The sequence below is a fragment of the Bradyrhizobium jicamae genome (assembly GCF_018130215.1).
Taxonomy (GTDB): domain Bacteria; phylum Pseudomonadota; class Alphaproteobacteria; order Rhizobiales; family Xanthobacteraceae; genus Bradyrhizobium; species Bradyrhizobium jicamae_A.
In genome coordinates, this window is the sequence record NZ_JAFCKQ010000052.1 from 19,651 (window position 1) to 39,284 (window position 19,634).

Below are 19,634 nucleotides of genomic sequence, written 5' to 3' on the forward strand. Positions count from 1 at the left end.
GTGTCGTCGGCCATGGTCAATCCTTAAAGAGAACATCGTGATCGCGCGCGAATGCCGCGAGCAATGGCAAAGCCGCACCGCCGATCGCGCGTGCGTCACGCCCGATCGAGCCTTCCACGACCACGGCGTCGGTGAGTCCCTGCCGATCCATGCCAGCCCAATTTGCGTTTGTCCGCTCGACAAGGCGACGGCGCACATCAACCGGAAAGGCCCCGTCGATGATGACGGCTTCGAAATCGATCACCGCCAGCAATGCAGCGACCGCCTGTGCCAGGGCCTCGGCCGCCGCAGTAACCCACGCATCGAGCGGCTCCTCGAAGCTCGACCAATCGTCGGGCGAGAGCCAGATATCGGTTCCAGGTCGACCGGCGGCGATCAGTTGGCGCTCCAACTGATAGATGGAGGCGGTGCGGATCAGCTGCTGGAGGCTTGTCTCACCGCTATCCTCCCGTCGCATGATCGGCATCGAGCCGAGCGCGCCCGCATTGCAACTGCGACCCGGGAAGAGGCTACCGTTCAGCACAATGCCGCCGCCGATGAAGGCGCCAACATAGAAGTAGGCAAAATCTCGATACGCCGCGCCGGCACCGAAGGTGAGTTCGGCCGCACACGCCGCGGTCGCGTCGTTGTAGACACGCACCGACCAAGGGCCGAAGCGGCGCGAGAGTTCAGCGGCGACGTTGAAGTCACGCCACTTGCCGAGCACGCCTGGCGGCGTTTGCAGCTCGGCTTCCCAGTTCCACAGTTCAAATGGCATCGCGACGCCGATGCCGCTGATCCTGCCGTGCTGGGCTTCGGGCAATTCGGAGAGAAGAGTCGGCACCTCGCGTTCCGCAAATGCCAAGATCTCCTCGGGGTCGGGGACGGAATAGATCGCGCGGCGCCTGGTGCGGATGCCGGCGGTGAAGTCCATCAACACCAGATCGGAACTGCGTCGGCCGATCATTAGACCGAGGCCGAAAGCGCCAGCCGGGTTGAGAGAGTACGGGACGGAAGGTTGGCCGATGCGGCCTCGCTGCGGTTCACCCGCGAGCACCAAGCCGTCGGCCTCCAACCGATTGATGATTACTGTCGTGGTTTGGGTCGAAAGACCGGTCAGGCGCGCGATCTCGACCTTGGCGAGACTGCGATGGCGCCGGATCAGGGAAAGGACCAAGCGTTCGTTATACAGTCTCATGCCCGTCTGGGTGCTGCCGCGGCTCCCACCCGGCAAGGACACCGGTGTAGCCGCTGCAACCGGTGCTGTTTCGTCCATCCTTTGCTCCGCAATTCATAGGTGGTTGGCCATCGGGGCAGGTCGGCTGGCCGTTTCCTTGGCGATTGACCGCTATAATGGGCGCACTTCCCGGTAGGTGTCAATAAATAAGTCGGGATGATTTATTTATTGACAGAGCCGCTTTCCTCCTCTTAGGATCATCAGAACGCGGTCCAATCGCCAGGCAAACACACGTTCAACGGGAGGGAATAAATGCGTCAATCATTCGGACTGTTCGCTGCACTCGCACTTGCTCTGGGTGCCACCAGCGCTAGCGCCGCCGACAAGCCGATCGTCGGACTTATAACCAAGACCAGCACCAATCCGTTCTTTGTGAAGATGAAGGCCGGTGCAGAGGAAGCAGCCAAGGCGAATGACGTCGAACTGCGATCCTTCGCCGGAAAAGTCGACGGCGACAACGAGAGCCAGGTCGCGGCTATCGAGAACCTGATCGCGGCCGGTGCCAAAGGCATCTTGATCACGCCTAACGACTCCAGGGCTGTCGTTCCGGCCGTCGAGAAGGCGCGGGCGGCGGGCATTTTGGTGATTGCCCTCGATACCCCGCTCGATCCGGCGAATGCGGCGGATGCGACGTTCGCCACCGACAACTTCCTGGCGGGTCAACTGATCGGCCAGTGGGCAGCCAAAACGCTGGGCGCCAAGGCAGTGTCGGCGAAGATCGCGCTGCTGGATCTCAACGTGAACCAGATCTCGGTCGATGTCGCCCGCGATCAGGGATTTCTAAAAGGCTTCGGCATTGATCTCGGCAACCCCGCCAAGATCGGCGACGAGAAGGATGCGCGCATCGTTGGCCATGATGTGACGCTCGGCAGCGAGGAGGGTGGTCGCAAGGCCATGGAGAACTTGTTGCAGAAGGATCCCGACATCTCGCTCGTCTACACCATCAACGAGCCGGCGGCAGCGGGAGCTTATGAGGCCTTGCGTTCGGTCGGGCGCGACAAGGACGTGTTGATCGTCTCCGTTGACGGCGGTTGCCCCGGAGTGCGCAACGTGAAGGACGGCGTCATCGGCGCCACCTCCATGCAGTTCCCGCTCCTGATGGCGGCGAAGGGGGTTGAGGCGGTGAAGACCTTCGCTCTTGGTGGCGGCAGGCCTACGGCGTCACCGGGCCTGGACTTCGTCAATACCGGCGTCGAGCTCGTCTCGGACAACCCGGCTGCGGATCTGCGCTCGATTGATAGCGCCGCCGCTCTGAACAGGTGCTGGGGCTGATCGCACCCTCGATTTGTCACCTCTGGCAAGGGCCGGCGCCCGCGATCCGGGCGTCGGACAAGGAGGACGTTTGCCAGAGATCGGGTCAACAGGTCTTCATATCAAAAGGGAAAACGGTCATGACCGATATCGGCAATAGCCGTCCCGCTGCTCAGGCCTTCGAGCTTGCGCTCGACAAGGGCGAGAGCCGCGTGGCCGAATTCGAAGTCCGCACAAGAGCACCGCTGCAGAAGCTTCAGCATTTCCTGCACGCCAATCCGACAGCGGTGCCGGCGATCGTGCTCCTGCTCAGCGTTGCAGCCTTCGGCTCTGTCGTCGGCCCGCGTTTTCTGTCGATGTTCAACCTTTCCCTGATCATCCAGCAGGTCACCATCATCGGTGTGATCGGGGCGGCGCAGACGTTGATCGTGATCACCGCCGGCATTGATCTGTCGGTTGGAGCCATCATGGTCCTGTGCTCCGTGATCATGGGCAAGCTTGGGGTTGCAATGGGGCTCGCGGCGCCTCTGGCGCTGCTGATCGGCCTTGCCGTGGGCGCGGGCTGCGGCGCGATGAACGGCGTGCTGGTGACGCGCTTCAAGCTGCCGCCCTTTATCGTCACGCTCGGGACCTGGTCGATCTTTTTCGCCCTCAATCTCTGGTATTCAGCCTCCGAGACCATCCGTTCGCAGGACGTGGCGAAATTCGCTTCGTTACTCCAGGCCTTGGGAACGCCGGTGAACATCTTCGGCGCCCGCTTCACTTACGGCTCCCTTTTCATGCTCGCACTCGTGCTGGCAATCTGGTTCGTGCTGAATCGCACCGCCTTCGGGCGCCATCTTTATGCGGTGGGCGACGATCCCGATGCGGCGCGGCTTGCAGGAATCCGAACCGACCGCATTCTCTTCAGCGTCTACGTGATCGCCGGCGTCATTTGCGCGCTCGGTGCCTGGGCATTGATAGGGCGCATCGGCTCGATCAGCCCTCAGGCCGGCCAGACGGCCAATCTGGACAGCATCACGGCGGTGGTTGTCGGTGGCGCCAGCTTGTTCGGCGGGCGTGGTTCGATTGTCGGCACGCTGATCGGTGCCCTGATCGTCGGCGTATTTCGCAACGGGCTCGCCTTGTCCGACGTCGACGTGCTCTGGCAGGAATTCGCCGTCGGCTGGTTGATCATCATCGCAGTGGCCCTCGATCAATGGATCCGAAAGGTGTCGGCATGAGCAATGAATCCATCACTTCCGCGCCGCTTCTGCAGGCTCGTGGTCTCGTCAAGCGCTATGGTCGCGTGACGGCACTCGATCACGCCGATTTCGATCTCTACCCAGGCGAAATCCTCGCCGTCATTGGAGATAATGGCGCGGGAAAGTCCTCGCTGATCCGCGCGCTTTCCGGAGCACTCGTGCCCAATGCGGGCGAGATCAGGCTGGACGGCAAGCCCGTCGCGTTCCGCTCGCCTCTCGATGCACAGGCTGCGGGTATCGAGACCGTGTATCAGACGCTGGCGCTGTCGCCGAGCCTGTCGATCGCAGACAACATGTTTCTCGGCCGCGAATTGCGCCGCACGGGGCTGCTCGGCACGGTCTGTCGCATGCTCGATCGCAAGGCCATGCAGCGCATCGCCCGCGAGAAGCTCACAGAGCTTGGCCTCATGACCGTGCAAAACATCAATCAGTGCGTTGAGACGCTATCGGGCGGTCAGCGCCAGGGGGTCGCGGTTGCAAGGGCCGCGGCCTTCGGCTCGCGAGTGGTGATCCTGGACGAACCGACTGCAGCGCTGGGGGTCAAGGAATCCCGTCGTGTGCTCGAATTGATCCTCGATGTCCGGCGGCGAGGTCTGGCGGTTGTCTTGATCAGCCACAACATGCCGCACGTATTCGAAATTGCCGATCGTATCCACATCCATCGGCTCGGCCGGCGACTCACCGTGATCGATCCCAAGTCGTATACGATGTCGGATGCGGTTGCCTTCATGACCGGCGCGCGGGCGCCAGTCGTAGCCGCAGCCTGAACGGCCGCGACAAATGGGAAGCGCCTCCGACTGGTATGGATCGTGCGCTATTTTTGCGCCCAAGCACGTATTTTCTTGTTGGGTACCATACAATTAGCGACCTCTGCCGTGTGATCGATCCGTCCTTGCCCTGGCGGTCGCGGCCCCGCCGCCGCGTAATTGGCCGGCAAGGAGGTCAAGATCGGCATTGGCGGACTGCTCACGACTTCGGCCGGTTTTGGCGTCGAGATGAAACAGGCCGTCGACGAACGCAACGCGGCTGGCGGCAGACGGCGCAAACGAGCGTCCCACGGGCCTTTATGATGGACTCCCGTACATCCCGCATGGCGTTGCAATAGCAACGGCGCTGGCACGAAAAATGCTGAGGCGCCTCCGCGACGGCGAGCGCAAGGTTCGCTGGGCAGACGGAGGAGAACATGAGAGCCCAAGTATTGAAAGCGTATGACGAGAAGCTGTCCAACGACCGGTGGGTCATCGAAGAAAGCGTACCTGATCCCAAGCTGACGAAATCGACTGACGTCATCGTCCGTATCGGTGGTGCAGGTGTATGCAGGACCGATCTGCATATCATTGAAGGTGTCTGGAAGCCGCACATGGATCCGTTCGGCGACAAGCTCCTCCCCATCATCATGGGACATGAAAATGCAGGTTGGATCGAGGAGGTCGGCAAGGAAGTCGAGGGGCTGAAAAAGGGAGACCCCGTCATCGTTCATCCGAAGATTACGGGAGGCACGTGTCTCGCCTGTCGCCGCGGCTTCGATATGCATGGTCCCGGCACATTTCCGGGTCTGGATTGCAACGGCGGCTATGCAGAATTCCTCTGCACCTCGGAACGGAACATCGTGCCGCTGCCACGGACGCTCGCACCCAAGGAGGTGGCGCCTTACGCGGATGCGGGCCTCACGGCCTATCGCGCGGTCAAGAAAGCCACGCGCCACCTCCTGCCGGGCGAATTCTGCGTCGTTATCGGTGCAGGTGGATTGGGCCACATCGCAATCCAGTGCCTCAAGGCAATGTGCGCTGCCGATATTGTCGTGGTCGACAAGTCCGAAGCGTCGCTGAAACTGGCTGAAAAGTCAGGCGCCGACCACCTGGTGAAAGCCGACGGCAACGAAGTTGCTGCCGTCCTGATGCTGACCGCCGGAAACGGCGCGGAGGCGGTGATCGATTTCGTCGGAGAGAAGGGCACGACGTCCAAGGGGTTGGCGATGACCCGTTCGATGGGCAGCTACTATGTTGTGGGCTACGGTGAGGACATCCGCGTCCCGACCGTCGACATGGTGATTACCGAGAAGAACATCATCGGCAACCTGGTCGGCACGTGGGCCGAGCTAACGGAGTTGATGGCGCTCGCAGACCGCGGCTTGGTTGAATTGGCCACCGCCGAGTATCGTCTCGCGGATGCAAACACGGCCTTGCATGACCTCAATGCCGGCAAGATTCATGGGCGCGCAGTTTTGATTCCGTGAATCCGAACCTGGTCCACCGCGAGCATTTGCTCGTGGTGGATTTCACGCGCTCGTCTACCTGGGTTTGCGAAAAAATACTCTTTCGGTTGCGCGACCGAGATGGCTTCGAAAGTTCATCGAAGCGATGGTTAGAGATCAGCCGGAAACGGCCGATCGACCAAATCCAGTCAGGCATCCAAACAGATGTTCATGCTGCATTGCAAACGCAGGAAGTGAGGATCTCAATTACGTTCGTGGCGAGTCTCAATTTGCATCTTTGTCGCATTTTGCGTCGCGGATGCTCTCAAGTCGAGGGGCGAGGGCATCCAGGATCGCCGGTGATTACCTCGTTCAAGAAGCGATGATCGGGAGGTTCTGGACGGTCTGGCACAGCCGTTGCACGAACTATGCGCAGGCACCAGCAAGGCGCATTGACCAATTCAAACCGGCGCTGGGAGCCGATCGCAGATGCTTCGTTGGTTCCGGGCCGGCCGAGTTGGGGAGCGATTGCCAGTGACATCGTTTCTTCGCATTGAGAGGCGCCACATGAGGTTCATTCTGGTGAACGGCATCGCGCTGCGCCCCAGAGCCCTCTGCATGCTTTGCTGTGAACCAATCGGCGCTAACTATCTCAAGGAATTCAGCACCGAACTGTCATTCTGCGGTCATGGCTGTTACGCGCTTTATTGCGACCGCTGGCTGTCCAGGGTGGGGCAGACAAAGTGCTCTGCCGCTGCGGAGACTTCCCGCTAATTCTGCGCGTGCTTGTAGGCAAGCGCTCCCGCGCGGTGCTTCGAGCCAAAAACCCGGAAGTCCGGAAACGTCGCTGCATCCAATGTGCTCCAAGCGCGCTTTTGCACTGCAAACACTGCCCGCAGCGATCGCTGTCGAAATTCTCATTCTGCAATTGCGGTCGCAATCTGCATCTGCGTCAGGCGCAATTCGGGCGGATGTGACGCCTCCGTCCACTCCATACCGGCATCGGTGCCTCGGAAAGCGACCTGGCGAGCGCATCGGACGCGCTGGCACGCCCATTGCAAAGCTCCTGATCACAACAACGCAGACTGCTCCGTCCGGGGCGAGCCGCGACAAGAACGAGGGAAGGGGACGCTGAGCTGAGGGCGCATCACGTGGGATGAAAGCGATCGAAGGACCGTGGTTCGAAAGATCGCCCCTGACCATCGTTGCGGTGCACCACAGTCGTTCCCGAGACCCTTGCCGATATCAAACGTCCGGCCGCGCAAGCGACCGCGAGGTGGCCCGTAACGCACGGGTAAGCACTGCCCGGTCCGTGAAGTCCAGGCAGGCGGAATATCGATGTGGTTTCTGACCCGATCAGGAGGAAAGACGAGATGTCTGGAACTTTAACACTCAACAAGATCACCGCCCAGCGCGGCATATCCGTCGGTGACGCTGCAAAGAAGATTGCAGATCTCGGATGGAATCCTTCCTACGTCCAGGAAGCGATGACCTTTCCCACGGACTACAAGATCGCGAAGGCTCCGAAGGATCCGATGAAGCAGGTCCTCCGCTCCTATTTCCCGATGCAGGAGGAAAAGGATAACCGCGTCTACGGTGCGCTCGACGCTGCGCTGCGCGGCGACATGTTCCGCAACGTCGAGCCGCGGTGGGTCGAGTGGATGAAGCTGTTCCTGGCGATCATCCCATTCCCGGAAATCTCCGCAGCGCGATCCATGGCCATGGTCGGCCGCCTCGCTCCGGGTGAAGATCTCCGCACCGGATTCACGATGCAGATGGTCGACGAGTTCCGTCACTCGACGATCCAGATGAATCTCAAGAAGTGGTACATGGAGAACTACATCGATCCGGCCGGCTTCGACATCACGGAGGAAGCGTTCGGAAAGTGCTACGCCACCACGATCGGCAGGCAGTTCGGTGAGGGCTTCATCACCGGCGACGCGATCACCTCCGCGAACGTCTACCTGACCGTGGTTGCCGAAACGGCGTTCACCAACACATTGTTCGTCGCCATGCCATCGGAAGCCGCCCGCAACGGTGACTATGCGCTGCCGACAGTCTTCCTGTCGGTTCAGTCGGATGAGAGCCGGCACATCGGCAACGGCCACTCGATGCTGATGTCGATGCTGAAAGAGCCGGAGAACCATCTGCTGCTGGAGCGCGACATGCGCTACGCCTTCTGGCAGAACCACGCCATCGTCGACGCGGCGATCGGCACCTTCATCGAGTACGGCACCACGAACCGCGACAAGACCAAGGAGTCCTATGCGGAGATGTGGCACCGCTGGATCTTCGAGGACTATTATCGCACCTACATGCTGCCGCTCGAGAAGTACGGAATCAAGATCCATCACGACGACGTGCAAACCGCCTGGAAACGACTGACCGAGAAGCATTACGTCCACAAGGTCGCGCAGTTTTTCGCGGTCGGCTGGTCGGCCAACTTCTGGCGCATCGAGGCACAGACCGACAAGGACTTCGAGTGGTTCGAGCACAAGTATCCGGGCTGGTACGCGCAGTTCGGCGATTTCTGGAAGTGGTACGAGAAGCTGTCGCACCGCGGCCAGACCAACATCCTCTTCAACAGCGATGTCGGCTACGTCTATCCGCACCGTTGCTGGTCGTGCCTGGTGCCCTGCCTGATCCGCGAGGACATGGTCACGGGCGAGATCGACGGCAAGCTCTACACGTTCGCCCACGAGCTCGATCGCTGGACGGCCGTCGAAGCCTTCGCTGGCGAGTACCAGGGGCGTCCGACCCCGGCGATGGGGCGGTTCAGCGGCCGTCGTGAATGGGAGAGCGTCTACCACAATGTGGATATCGCCGACGCCATCAAGGATCTCGGCTTCGTGCGTACGGACGGCAAGACCCTGGTCGCCCAGCCGCACCTGCGCTTCGATGAGAAGGAAATGTGGACGCTCGACGACGTCCGCGGCCACATCCTGAAGAGCCCGCTGCTCACGCTGCGCGAGATGAGCCCGGCCGACCGGGAGAAGCACCTCGCCGAGTATCGCAAGGGATTCACCATCAATCCCTGCAATTAGCCGAGACGGAAGGAGCCGGCTTCGGCCGGCTCCTTCCCGATCGATCTCCGGAAGATACGCAAGCCTTGGTTTGAGGAGGCCCTATGGGCACGCCCGCTAATGTCGTTCGCCTGCAACCGGTAGGCATAGAATTCGAGGTCGAGGAGAACGAAACCGTTCTTGACGCCGCCTTCCGCCAGGGCATCGCACTGCCGCACGGTTGCAAGGAGGGGCAGTGCTCGGCGTGCAAATGCGTTCTCACCGGAGGCGAAGTAGAACTCAAGAAGTATTCGACGTTCGCCCTCAACGAGATGGAGCGAGGCCAGGACTACATCCTGTTGTGCCGGACCTTGGCTTACTCGGACCTCGAGGTGGAGCTCCTCAACTATGACGAGGAGGTGTTGTCGAAATCGATCCCGGTCAGGGACTTCACGGGCACAGTCACGAGCGTCTCCGCACTGACCCATGACATCCGGCTCCTCGAGATTTCGCTCGAGCAACCTCTGAAGTTCTGGGCGGGTCAATATGTCGACATCACGCTCCCGGGGGCAGAGACGATTACGCGCTCGTTTTCCATGGCAAATTCGCCGATCGAGAGCGAAAAGCTCGCATTCATCATCAAAAAGTATCCGAACGGACGCTTCTCTTCCCGGCTCGACGGAGACCTCGCCGTCGGAACCGCGGTCGGACTCCGCGGACCCTACGGGACTTGCTTCCGAAGAGAAAACAGAAGCGGAGCCATAGTCCTGGTTGGCGGCGGGTCGGGAATGTCGCCGCTGTGGTCGATCCTGCATGATCACATCGCGTCTGGCGAAGCACGCCCGGTACATTTCTTCTACGGAGCACGGACGCGCAACGATCTCTTCTATGTCGATCGCTTCGCAGAGCTCGCCGCCAGGCATCCGGAGTTCAACTTCGTCCCGGTGCTGTCCCATGCGGCCGACGATACGGCCTGGGGCGGAGCAAAGGGCTTCGTGCACGAAGCCGTCGGAGCGCACCTTCGCAACGCGGGATATGGCGAAGACGTCGACGTCTATGCGTGTGGACCGTCGCCGATGATCGAGGCGCTGGTGCCAGTGCTGCAGATGAATGACGTCGAGTCGGATCGCATCTTCTTCGACAAGTTCACACCAGCCAACAACTGAGAGTTCCGCTAGCGAGCATGCCTTTTGTAGAGCCCACCAAGGGAGGAGGAAGACGACCATGACTGCCGTTCAAAGTGTTCCAGCGAAATCCGGTGCAGCAGGCGCTGCGGTATTTCCGGATTCGGACAGCCGCAAGTACCGCTATTTCGAGCCCCGCAGCAAGCGGGCGACCCACTATGAGGACGTGACCGTAGACGTTCAGCCCGATCCGGAGCGCTATTTGCTGCAGGACTGGATCATTTCCTTCCCCAACGGGAAAGGGGCCTACACCAAGGACAACACAGCCGCGCTGAGCTCGAGCTGGCATGCGTTCCGTGCGCCCGACCAGGAGTGGGAGCGCACCCACTACCAACGTCAATCCAAGATCGAGACCATGGTCCAATCGGTGATCGCCAACGGCCGCAAGTCCGGTGCGCCGAAGGGCTTCGACAAGGCCTGGGTCAAGATCCTGCAAAACCACCTCGGCGCGTGGAAACACGCCGAGTTCGGGCTCGGCACGTCGCTGATGCAGGCCCAGCGCTACGGCTACACCCAGATGATCAACAACGCGACCCTAACGAACTCGTCCTACAAGCTTCGTCTGGCCCAGGACATCACGCTCTATCTCGCTGAGATCGGAATGGATATTCCAGGCTTCGACGACGCCGCGGGCAAGCGGGCGTGGCTGGAGGACAAGGGCTGGCAGGGCACCCGCGAAGCGATCGAATCGATCATGGGGTCGGCTGACTACCTCGAGCAGTACTTCGCCACCAACATCGTGTTCGAGCCGCTGGTTGGCGAGTTGTTCCGCAGCGGCTTCCTGATGCAGGTCGGCTCGCCGAACGGCGATTTCATCACGCCGGCGGTCATCTCGGCAGCCGAGGCCGACTATGAGCGCAATCTCGCCAACACCATCGACCTGATGCATCTGCTGGTGACCGACAATCAGCATGCCGCGCACAACAAGAAGTTGTTCCAGGGTTGGGTTAACAAGCACGTGGCGCTGGCCGGCAAGGCGGCCACCGGGCTGCAGCCGATCTGGTCGCAGCCGCATTCGAAGCCGGTGCAGTACGCCGACGTCCGCGCGCAGTCGGTCGAACGCATCAAGAAGATTCTCGGCGAGCTCGGCCTCGTCCTTCCCAAGGAGTAAATTGCAATGTCCGTCGCTTCTAGAAGTGCAACCAACCAGAACATCTTCCAGAAGATGGGAGATCTCCGTTTCGAGCAGACGATCTCCCATCAGTGCGGTGTCACCATGAATGACAGCGTCGAGGCGCGCGCCATCGCTGAATTCATGGGCAAGAAGCCGAAGGTGACCGTGACGTACCAGCCGGCCCTGATCCGCATCGACGGCGAGGGCAAGCTGATCTTCAAGATGGATGAGATCAGCGACATCCTCGGAAAGGACATGACGGCCGAGATATTCGAGGTGAATACCTCGACCCACTACGGCCGGATGGTGCGCATCGACGACAATACGGTGACCCTGTTCGGAAACATGGACGAGGTGTTCGAATATATCGAGTGAGGCTCCCTGACTCGGGGCCGCATCGTCAACCGTGCGGCCCCACCGCTTCCAAATCGTTCGCGCTACGGCGCCTCGATCGATCGAACAGAGCTTATCAATTCCTGGAGAATGTCATGTTCATAACTCCCACGGGCGAGGAAGTCTTCGTCATCGACGGTCACACCCACTTCTGGGACGGTAGTCCGGCGAATCAACTCAACGTTCACGGCAAGCAGTTCATTGATTGCTTCTATGCCTACCACACCTCACTCAGTCCAAAGGACAAGCTCTGGCCCAAGGACCAGTTCGAGAAATACAGCGCGGAACAGATGTACCGCGATCTGTTCGTCGACGGCCCGGACGACATGGCCATCGTGCAGTCGACCTATCTCACGGAATTCTACAAGAACGGCTTCAACACCATCGACCGCAACGCAGAGATGGCGAAGGCGTACAAGGATCGATTCATCGTCAACGGCGCCTTTGACCCGCGCGACGGCGAGCGAGCGCTCGAATACATTCACTACATGAAGGAAACGTTCGGCATCAAGGGCGTCAAGCTCTACACCGCCGAGTGGAAGGGCGAGTCGCGGGGCTGGAAGCTCACCGACCCGAACGCTTATCGTTGCTTCGAGCTCTGCCAGAAGCTCGGCATCACGAATATCCACGTCCACAAGGGGCCAACCATCATCCCGTTGGACAAGGATGCATTCGACGTTCACGACGTCGATCACGCGGCGACCGATTTCCAGGGCCTGAATTTCATCATCGAGCATTGCGGGCTGCCCAGACTCGACGATTTCTGCTGGATCGCCGTCCAGGAGACCAACGTCTATGGCGGCCTCGCGGTCGCGCTTCCGTTCATTCACGGACGTCCCCGGTATTTCGCGGAAGTGATCAGCGAATTGCTGTTCTGGGTTGGCGAGGACAAGATCCTGTTCGGTAGCGACTATGCCATCTGGACGCCCCGCTGGCTGGTCGAGAAGTTCTGGAATTTCGAGCTGCCCGAGGATCTCAAGCAGGAGCACGGTGTCGATCTGACGCCGCAGGCCAAGAAGAAGATCCTCGGCCTCAACGCTGCGCGGCTTTATGGCGTGGATGTCGAGGCGCAGAAGGCAAAGCTTGCAAAGGGTGCCTACGCGGCCGCGGCAGGATGACATCACATGAATGCGCCTCTCCTGAAATGTGATCGGAGGACCAGCGAGGTGTGGCAGCGCCTCGCGTCGGTCACAGACCCCGAACTCGACGAGTCCGTGACCGATCTCGGATTCGTCGAGCATGTTACCGTCGATGATGATGGCGATGTCGATATCGTCTTTCGGTTGCCGACCTACTGGTGTTCGGCGAACTTCGCGTTCCTCATGGCCGACGACATGCGCCGGGCGGTGTCGTCGCTGCCGTGGGTTCGCAAGGCGCGGCCACAGCTTCGGGACCACATGGTCGCGGAGCAGATCAACCTTGGTGTTCGCGAAGGCAGGTCGTTTGCCGACTCCCTCAAGGAGTTTGCGCCCGGAGGTTCGCTCGACGAATTGCGGGACAAGTTCCGCCGCAAGGCGTTCGAGCGGCGCCAGGAGGTCATGATTCTGGCCTTGCGTGGGCTTGGTTATGAGGATCCGGCGATCTGCCGCATGAATCTGGGTAGCTTCGACGAGGTCGAGTTCACTTCGGCGGAAGTCGCGCGCCAGAAACCCCGCTATCGCGACCTTCTGATTGAAACGGGCCTGGCCTGTCTCCCGGAGGATCGCGCGTTCGTGGCCTACGAGGGGGGCCCCATCAAACGGCACGAACTGGTGTCCTATCTCCAGCGGCTGCGGGGCGTGCGCATCAATATGGAGTTCAACAGCTCATTGTGCAGAGGCTTGCTTGCCGTGCGCAATCGCGAACCCGTCGACGGCAAGGCTGAACCCACGCGATCACCTTGCGGGGGCTGCGGCAGCTGTGCGGTTCCATCAGGCGGGCAGTGAGCATGGAGAAGCATGCAATCGCCCTGGCGTCCCGCCTGGTCGCGGCTAGTGCCAAGAACCGGAGCGGTCAGCAAGTCCGCCCAGCCAGACAACAAGATCCGACCGCTTGGGAGTGAAGCCAATGCCGAAGGTGTTACTACATCATATCGAAGCCCGCCGTGCTCTTGCGCGCGGGGTCCAGAAGCTTGCGGCGGCGGTCGAATCGACCCTCGGTCCCAAGGGCATGAATGCGATGGTCGACAGGCCGATCGGTACGCCCATCGTCTCGCGCGATGGCGTCACCATTGCTTCTGAGATCGAACTGCCCGATCGCTTCGAGAACATGGGTGCGCAGGTGGTGCGCGAGGTCTCGATGCAGACCAACGAAGTCGCCGGCGACGGTACCACCACCGCCATGGTGCTCGCAAATGGCCTCATCCAGGGAGGCGTTGCGGCACTGGAGCGTGGCGCCAAGGCCGTCGATCTCTGCAAAGGGATCGACCGGGCCGTCGAGGTTGTCGTCGAAGCCCTGAAGAACTCGGCAATTGCCGTTTCGGACCGCAAGACACTGGAGGCGGTGGCCACGATCGCGTCGACCGACGCCCATCTGGGCGGTTTGATTGCGGAGGCAGTCCAGCGCGTCGGCAAGGATGGCATCATCAGTTCCGACTACGGGCTGACGACCAGCACGACGCTCGAAGTCGTCGAAGGCATGTCATTCGATCGCGGCTACATCTCGCACCACATGGTGACGGATGTCGAAAAGATGGAAGTGGTGCTCGATCAGCCCTACATTCTCCTGACCGACCTGAAAATCAAATCGCCGCCGGAACTGGCGGCGGTGCGTGCGACGGTCGCTGCGACCGGGCGGCCGCTTGTCATCGTCGCCGAAGAGATTGCGCCGGAGGTGGTGGTCACGCTGCTTGGCGATGACAATCGCGGCAGGATTCTGGTGGTCAATCCGCCTGATTATGGTCACTGGCGCAAGGCGATGATGGACGATCTCGCCATCATCACCGGGGGACGAGTCATCGCGCGCGAGCTTGGTGGCAGGCTGGAAGAGACCAGCCTTGCGGATCTCGGCACGGCACGGCAGGTGCGGGCGAGTGCGCGCGAAACGGTGGTCATTCGCGGCGGCGGCGACGATGCGGCGATCGCGGCGCGGCGCCAGCAGGTGGCGAAGCAGCACGATCTGGCACCGCCGAACATCGAGCAGGACAAGCTCAAGGAGCGCCTGGCTAAGCTGTCGGGCGGGACCGCCGTGATCCTGGCAGGCGGCGTCACTCCGGTCGAGCAGAAACGGACGATCCAGTTGATCGACGATGCGCTCAGTGCGGCGCGGGCCGCGGCCGAGGAGGGTATCGTGCCCGGTGGCGGCACGGCGTTGGCGCAGTGCGCGCCGGTGGTGGCGCGCACGCTCGGCAACATCAATGGCGATCTGGGTGAGGGCATCAAGCTGGTGCGTGAAACCCTATCGCGTCCTGCCGCCTTCATCGCACGGAATGCCGGCCATGATGCGGAGAAGGTCGTGGCCGATCTGCAGAGCTCCCGGTCGGGTGTCGGGTTCGATGCCGCCAACGGTGTATTCATCGACATGGTGTCAGCCGGCATCGTCGACCCCGTCCGGGTGACCTATACAGCGCTTCGAAACGCCGCTTCCGTCGCGACCCTGGTGCTGACCACCAACACGCTGATTGCCGATGTGCCGGAGTACATCGATCCGACGCAGGGGCCGGCGCTGGGCGGTGGGGCGGAGAAGCTTGGACGCGCATGAGGCATGTGTACGCGGTCCGCGTTCCGCCGCGCCGTCTCAGCAGACGGCGCCGGCGGCGGCCAGGGAGACAGAGGCCTCGATTTCGAAGTCATGATCAAGGAGGGGGAGCTATGCAGAAGTATGTTGCGGAATTTATCGGTACGTTCGCGCTGGTGTTCTTTGGCTGTGCGACCGTGATCTTCATGCGGGCCGAGGTCGGCTTGCTGGGCGTGGCGTTCGCATTCGGCCTGTCCGTGGTCGCAATGGCCTATTCGATCGGACATATCTCCGGTGCTCATCTCAATCCGGCCGTCAGCCTCGGGATGCTCGTCGCCGGACGGATGTCGCCGCGGGATTTCTCGGGCTATATCGTTGCGCAGTTCATCGGAGGGATTGCGGCTGCAGTCGTGCTGTACCTCATCGCAGAAGGCAAGGTCGGAGGCTACGACGTCGCGGCGAACGGCTTTGGCCAGAATGGCTGGGGTCAATACGGCGTTCTCTCCGCGTTCGTTTTCGAAGCGTCGGCAACCTTCCTGTTTCTTACGGTGATCCTGGGGGCGACGCAAAACGGAGCGACATCTGCCTATGCGGGGTTGGTGATCGGTCTCACCTTGGTCGCGATCCATCTCGCCGGCATCGCCGTATCGGGCTCGTCGGTCAATCCAGCGCGCTCGCTGGGGCCAGCATTGTTTGCGGGTTCCGACGCGCTGTCACAGGTGTGGCTCTATTTTGTGGCGCCTTGCCTGGGGGCCGCATTGTCCGGCTACGTCTTCAAGGCGGGGGTGACGCGCCAGGTGGTGGCGACCGCGTGACCTTCGCGATCGAATGATTGATTGCACCGTGACAACGATCTGGAACGGGTTACAATCTTGAAAGCTCCGGCATGAGCCGAAGGAGGCAGTGTAACAAGCCTCCACGATCATCAGATCAGCCGGGCGGGAGGAAAAAGGGACATGGTCTATATCATCTCCAAGCGCGACGGTCCGCACCGGGAAGAGCTGGCGGCCAAGGACTTCCTTCAGAAGAACCGCACGACGGTCAACGCGCTTGCCAATCATCTGACGCTTGGGCGTTGGCAGCAGCTGCGCAATCCGGCGCCTCCTCCGCAACCGCAGCCATCGGGCAAGCTCTGGTCCACGCCGCCGGCTCGTCCAAAGGAGGCCGAGCCCTATGTGCGGATCAGCCATAACGGTCGCGTCGTGATCGCCGATCTGGCATCGGGACGGCAGCTCGATTTTGTCGGCGAACTGCGCGGCCACGGCCACTCGCGATACTTCGCCCTGGCGACACGCGAGAACGGGATCTTCGAGCCGTTGAACGACGAATTGTACAAGGTCCTGGCCGATCTCGAGGGAGTGGGTGTGCCCGACGAGACGTCGGAAGCCCACCTGGAACAGATCATTTCAGGCCGGCTCGGCCTGGACGCGATCTCCAGAAGCGTCGAATGATCTGCGTGAGCGGAGCCTGCAGGGAAACCGATCCTGGCGGGCTCCGGCTCAGTTCGTGTTTGCCGATCGGGTTGCTGTTTGCCAACGGACGTATGGTGCTCCAATGCTGACGGAAACGCTCATGGCCAAGCCGCCGTTCTCGCTGGAAGGCTACAAAGCTTCGGACGCGGAGCAGGGGCGGCCATACGATGAGGGCGAAACCAACAAGGCATGGGAAAATTTCCTGACCTTCGGAGACCTGAGGCGCGAGAACGCTCCGGTACGAAGCGTCATCGAGGATTCATGGCAGCGCAGCGTCAAGTCCGGGGTCGATGCTCGTGGCAAGGGCAGTCATCTCCTCGCTTCGCCGGACGACCTCTATGAACTTCGTTTGAAGAATGATGACCTGCTTGGCTCGAGCGCCGAGACCTTCCGCCGGATTGCCGAGGTGCTTGGTGACGCGGCGACGATGGTGGTCATCACCGACAGGAACGGCGTCGTGCTGGAGGTCGGTGGCGATCGGCGGACCATTGATGCAGGACACGATATTCGCCTGGAGGCAGGCGCGGCCTGGGGCGAAGCGGTCACCGGCACCAATGGCATCGGTACGGCGCTGGTCACGGGAAAGCCGGTTCATGTCCATGCGGCCGAACACTTCTCGGAGGGCATCAAGGCGTGGACCTGCGTCGGTAGTCCCATCCGCAGTCCGATAGACGGCAGCATCATCGGCATCGTCGATTTTTCCGGACCTCAGGCAATCTTTCACCGGCACAATGTGGCCCTGGCGGTGGTCGCGGCCCATCACATCGAACTGGCGCTCTCGGAAAAGATCCGCATCGAGAGAATGCGGCTGCTTGAGGCGAGCATTTCCCGAATGCCGGGGATGAACAGCTCTGATGGGGTCGTCATTCTCGACCGGTTTGGCAGGGTCGTTCATCACAACGACATGGCCTCCGTTCGCTGGCACCGGATTGCGCAATCGCAGGACCTGAGCATCGGGAGGCAGCTTCTGCCAAGCGACGATGGCTTTCTGGCAAGAGACCTTGCCAAGGGGCTGCCCGAAGAATTGCGCGAGCAGCGGATCGAGCCTTTGGTAGTCGATGGCGTGGTGAAGGGCGCGATGCTCGTGCTCGCGGCGAAGCCTCGCACGGGTCTTGCCCGATCCCAGATGTCGCCGGCGGCTCGCGCCGCACTTGTCTCGGCCAAGGACGCGATTGTTGGATGCAGTGACGCATTGTTGCAAACGATCGAGAAGATTGAGCGGGCAGCGCTCGGACGAACGGCAATCCTGCTCGAGGGCGAGACGGGTGTCGGCAAGGAGCTCTTCGCCCGTCTGGTTCACGCCGCCAGCCAGAATACCGGCAAGGAACCGTTCATTGCATTCAATTGCGGTGCGGTCTCCAAGGAGCTTCTCGGCGGCGAATTATTCGGCCATGCGCCGGGCGCTTATACCGGCGCCACGCGCGAGGGGAGACCTGGACGGTTTGAGTTTGCAAATGGCGGCGTGCTCAGCCTCGACGAGATCGGCGAGATGCCGATGGACCTGCAGCCCTACCTGCTCCGTGTACTGGAGGAGCGCGCGGTGTACAGGCTTGGCGACAACAAGGCGCGATCTGTGGACGTCCGATTGGTAGCGTCGACCAATCGGAATCTGAAGCAAGAGGTGGCGGAGGGACGTTTTCGCAAGGATTTGTACTTCCGGATCGGTGTCGTCAAGTTCACCATCCCGCCGCTCCGTGAGCGCCTGGGCGATGTCGAGATTCTGATCGATCATTTCAACAGGCGGTTTGCGGAGACCTATGGCACCCAACCGCTGCGCTTCGAGGCAGCGACGATGGAGTTGCTGCGACGCTATAGCTGGCCCGGGAACGTTCGCGAGCTGCGCAATCTGGTCGAGAACCTCGTGCTGATGACGATCACCGGCATCGTCGCTCCCAGGGACTTGCCGGAGGATTTCGTGGAGCCGGCTCAGTCCTCCTCGTTGCCCCAGCGGGCGGGGCATAGCTCAACGGGACCGGAAGGCGACGAGATCGCGCGTTTCGACGAAGTGGAACGCCGTGCGATCGAGAGGGCCGTCGCGACTGCTGGCGGTAACATTGCCGCCGCTGCCGAGAAGTTGGGGCTTTCGCGCGCCACGCTGTATCGCAAATTGCACCAATACCGTTCCCGGACCTGAGGGCAGGGCGAGGCATGGCGACTGTTTGGGACGAACAGAACGGCGGGGAGGGGTCCACTACCGCGGCGGCAATCGCATCGCAGATCCTTGCGCGCGCGGACCGCGACGTCACTTTCGTGGTGCAGCTGCTCGGCGAAAGCCAAGATCTGCTGGTTCGGCATTTTATCGTGTTCATCGAGGTCGAACTTGCAAAACGCAGCATCGGTTACGGCGCGCATCCGTTGTTGCGTCCCTTCATCGAAACGCATGCGCGCGAGCTTTCGGAATTCGTCTTGAAGGGGATCGGCTTGCGGCATCAGTTCGGACTTCAGGCCGTCGAGACGATGGCCGGCGATCCAGCGCGGTTGTTGAGGGTCGATCTGTGGGACTCCCTGCAATCTCACATCAATGACGCGCAGCAACACTTCGTATCCGGTATCGGAGGCCTGCATCGGATTCTGGCTCAAATCGAGGCGGGCGCATGAGCAACAATCCGCAGACCCTGATTGAGGTGTTCAAGGAGCGGTTGGCTGTCGTTCAGGAGATATCGGCCGCTCAATCGCGCAACCTTCTGAACCTTCAGCTCGGCGGTGGGGCGCAGTTCGAGATTCAGGAGATCGAGCGACAGATGGTCGCGACAGGCGTCTCGCACGCGCTCGCCGAGGCGCTCGAGCAGGCGCGTGCGCGCCTGACAAACGCGACTGCCGGAATGGCGGCATGCGATGCCCAATGCGCCGCACTGGAGCGCCGCCTTGAAGATCTTGACAGGCGGATTGCCGCCGGCAGGTGAGACGTTC

General features: G+C 61.2%; 17 protein-coding genes. 16 read left to right on the forward strand and 1 reads right to left on the reverse strand.

From position 1 onward, the window contains the following. Positions 1-16 precede the first annotated feature (16 nt). A complete protein-coding gene (locus JQ586_RS33995) occupies positions 17-1,255 on the reverse strand; it encodes an ROK family transcriptional regulator (protein ID WP_212399002.1) in 1,239 nt (412 codons plus the stop codon). A 213-nt stretch (positions 1,256-1,468) separates the two neighbouring features. Between JQ586_RS33995 and JQ586_RS34000 the strand changes: the two genes are divergently transcribed. The 16 genes from JQ586_RS34000 to JQ586_RS34075 all read left to right on the forward strand — a co-directional run bounded on the left by JQ586_RS34000 (position 1,469) and on the right by JQ586_RS34075 (position 19,627). Then, positions 1,469-2,488 carry a sugar ABC transporter substrate-binding protein gene (locus tag JQ586_RS34000; protein WP_212399003.1) on the forward strand — a complete coding sequence of 340 codons (1,020 nt, stop codon included), beginning with the start codon at positions 1,469-1,471 and terminating at the stop codon, positions 2,486-2,488. Between the two features lie 119 nt (positions 2,489-2,607). Continuing rightward, positions 2,608-3,690 (forward strand): ABC transporter permease, encoded by a 1,083-nt coding sequence (locus JQ586_RS34005; protein WP_212399004.1) that lies wholly within the window; start codon positions 2,608-2,610, stop codon positions 3,688-3,690. Then, positions 3,666-4,478: an ATP-binding cassette domain-containing protein gene (locus JQ586_RS34010; RefSeq protein WP_212399005.1), complete on the forward strand. Its 813-nt coding sequence runs from the start codon at positions 3,666-3,668 to the stop codon at positions 4,476-4,478. The genes JQ586_RS34005 and JQ586_RS34010 overlap by 25 nt, the downstream gene beginning before the upstream one ends. A 416-nt stretch (positions 4,479-4,894) precedes the next feature. Then, positions 4,895-5,947, forward strand: a complete 1,053-nt coding sequence (locus JQ586_RS34015; RefSeq protein ID WP_212399006.1) for an NAD(P)-dependent alcohol dehydrogenase — start codon at positions 4,895-4,897, stop codon at positions 5,945-5,947. A gap of 1,331 nt (positions 5,948-7,278) precedes the next feature. Further along, on the forward strand, positions 7,279-8,949 hold the full coding sequence (locus tag JQ586_RS34020) for an aromatic/alkene/methane monooxygenase hydroxylase/oxygenase subunit alpha (protein WP_157341651.1): 1,671 nt from the start codon (positions 7,279-7,281) through the stop codon (positions 8,947-8,949). Between the two features lie 83 nt (positions 8,950-9,032). After that, on the forward strand, positions 9,033-10,073 hold the full coding sequence (locus JQ586_RS34025; RefSeq protein ID WP_212399007.1) for a 2Fe-2S iron-sulfur cluster-binding protein: 1,041 nt from the start codon (positions 9,033-9,035) through the stop codon (positions 10,071-10,073). A gap of 58 nt (positions 10,074-10,131) precedes the next feature. Further along, the gene (locus JQ586_RS34030; protein ID WP_212399008.1) at positions 10,132-11,202 is read left to right on the forward strand and encodes an aromatic/alkene monooxygenase hydroxylase subunit beta; all 1,071 of its coding nucleotides are present in this window, start codon (positions 10,132-10,134) and stop codon (positions 11,200-11,202) included. A 6-nt stretch (positions 11,203-11,208) separates the two neighbouring features. Then, the gene (locus tag JQ586_RS34035) at positions 11,209-11,580 is read left to right on the forward strand and encodes an MmoB/DmpM family protein (protein WP_212399009.1); all 372 of its coding nucleotides are present in this window, start codon (positions 11,209-11,211) and stop codon (positions 11,578-11,580) included. 113 nt (positions 11,581-11,693) lie between these two features. Next, a complete protein-coding gene (locus tag JQ586_RS34040; RefSeq protein ID WP_212399010.1) occupies positions 11,694-12,716 on the forward strand; it encodes an amidohydrolase family protein in 1,023 nt (340 codons plus the stop codon). A 6-nt stretch (positions 12,717-12,722) separates the two neighbouring features. Further along, the gene (locus JQ586_RS34045; RefSeq protein WP_249148526.1) at positions 12,723-13,523 is read left to right on the forward strand and encodes an iron-sulfur cluster assembly protein; all 801 of its coding nucleotides are present in this window, start codon (positions 12,723-12,725) and stop codon (positions 13,521-13,523) included. 121 nt (positions 13,524-13,644) lie between these two features. Next, positions 13,645-15,276 carry a molecular chaperone GroEL gene (locus JQ586_RS34050; protein WP_212399011.1) on the forward strand — a complete coding sequence of 544 codons (1,632 nt, stop codon included), beginning with the start codon at positions 13,645-13,647 and terminating at the stop codon, positions 15,274-15,276. Between the two features lie 110 nt (positions 15,277-15,386). Beyond that, the gene (locus JQ586_RS34055; RefSeq protein WP_212399012.1) at positions 15,387-16,067 is read left to right on the forward strand and encodes an MIP family channel protein; all 681 of its coding nucleotides are present in this window, start codon (positions 15,387-15,389) and stop codon (positions 16,065-16,067) included. A gap of 141 nt (positions 16,068-16,208) precedes the next feature. Further along, positions 16,209-16,703, forward strand: coding sequence for a hypothetical protein (locus JQ586_RS34060; RefSeq protein ID WP_212399013.1), 495 nt, complete (start codon positions 16,209-16,211; stop codon positions 16,701-16,703). Positions 16,704-16,824: 121 nt separating this feature from the next. Continuing rightward, the gene (locus JQ586_RS34065; protein ID WP_249148527.1) at positions 16,825-18,858 is read left to right on the forward strand and encodes a sigma-54-dependent Fis family transcriptional regulator; all 2,034 of its coding nucleotides are present in this window, start codon (positions 16,825-16,827) and stop codon (positions 18,856-18,858) included. 116 nt (positions 18,859-18,974) lie between these two features. Then, complete coding sequence (locus JQ586_RS34070) at positions 18,975-19,322, forward strand: hypothetical protein (protein ID WP_249148528.1); 348 nt, start codon at positions 18,975-18,977, stop codon at positions 19,320-19,322. Next, complete coding sequence (locus JQ586_RS34075; protein WP_212399016.1) at positions 19,319-19,627, forward strand: hypothetical protein; 309 nt, start codon at positions 19,319-19,321, stop codon at positions 19,625-19,627. The genes JQ586_RS34070 and JQ586_RS34075 overlap by 4 nt, the downstream gene beginning before the upstream one ends. The last annotated feature ends 7 nt before the right edge of the window (positions 19,628-19,634 follow it).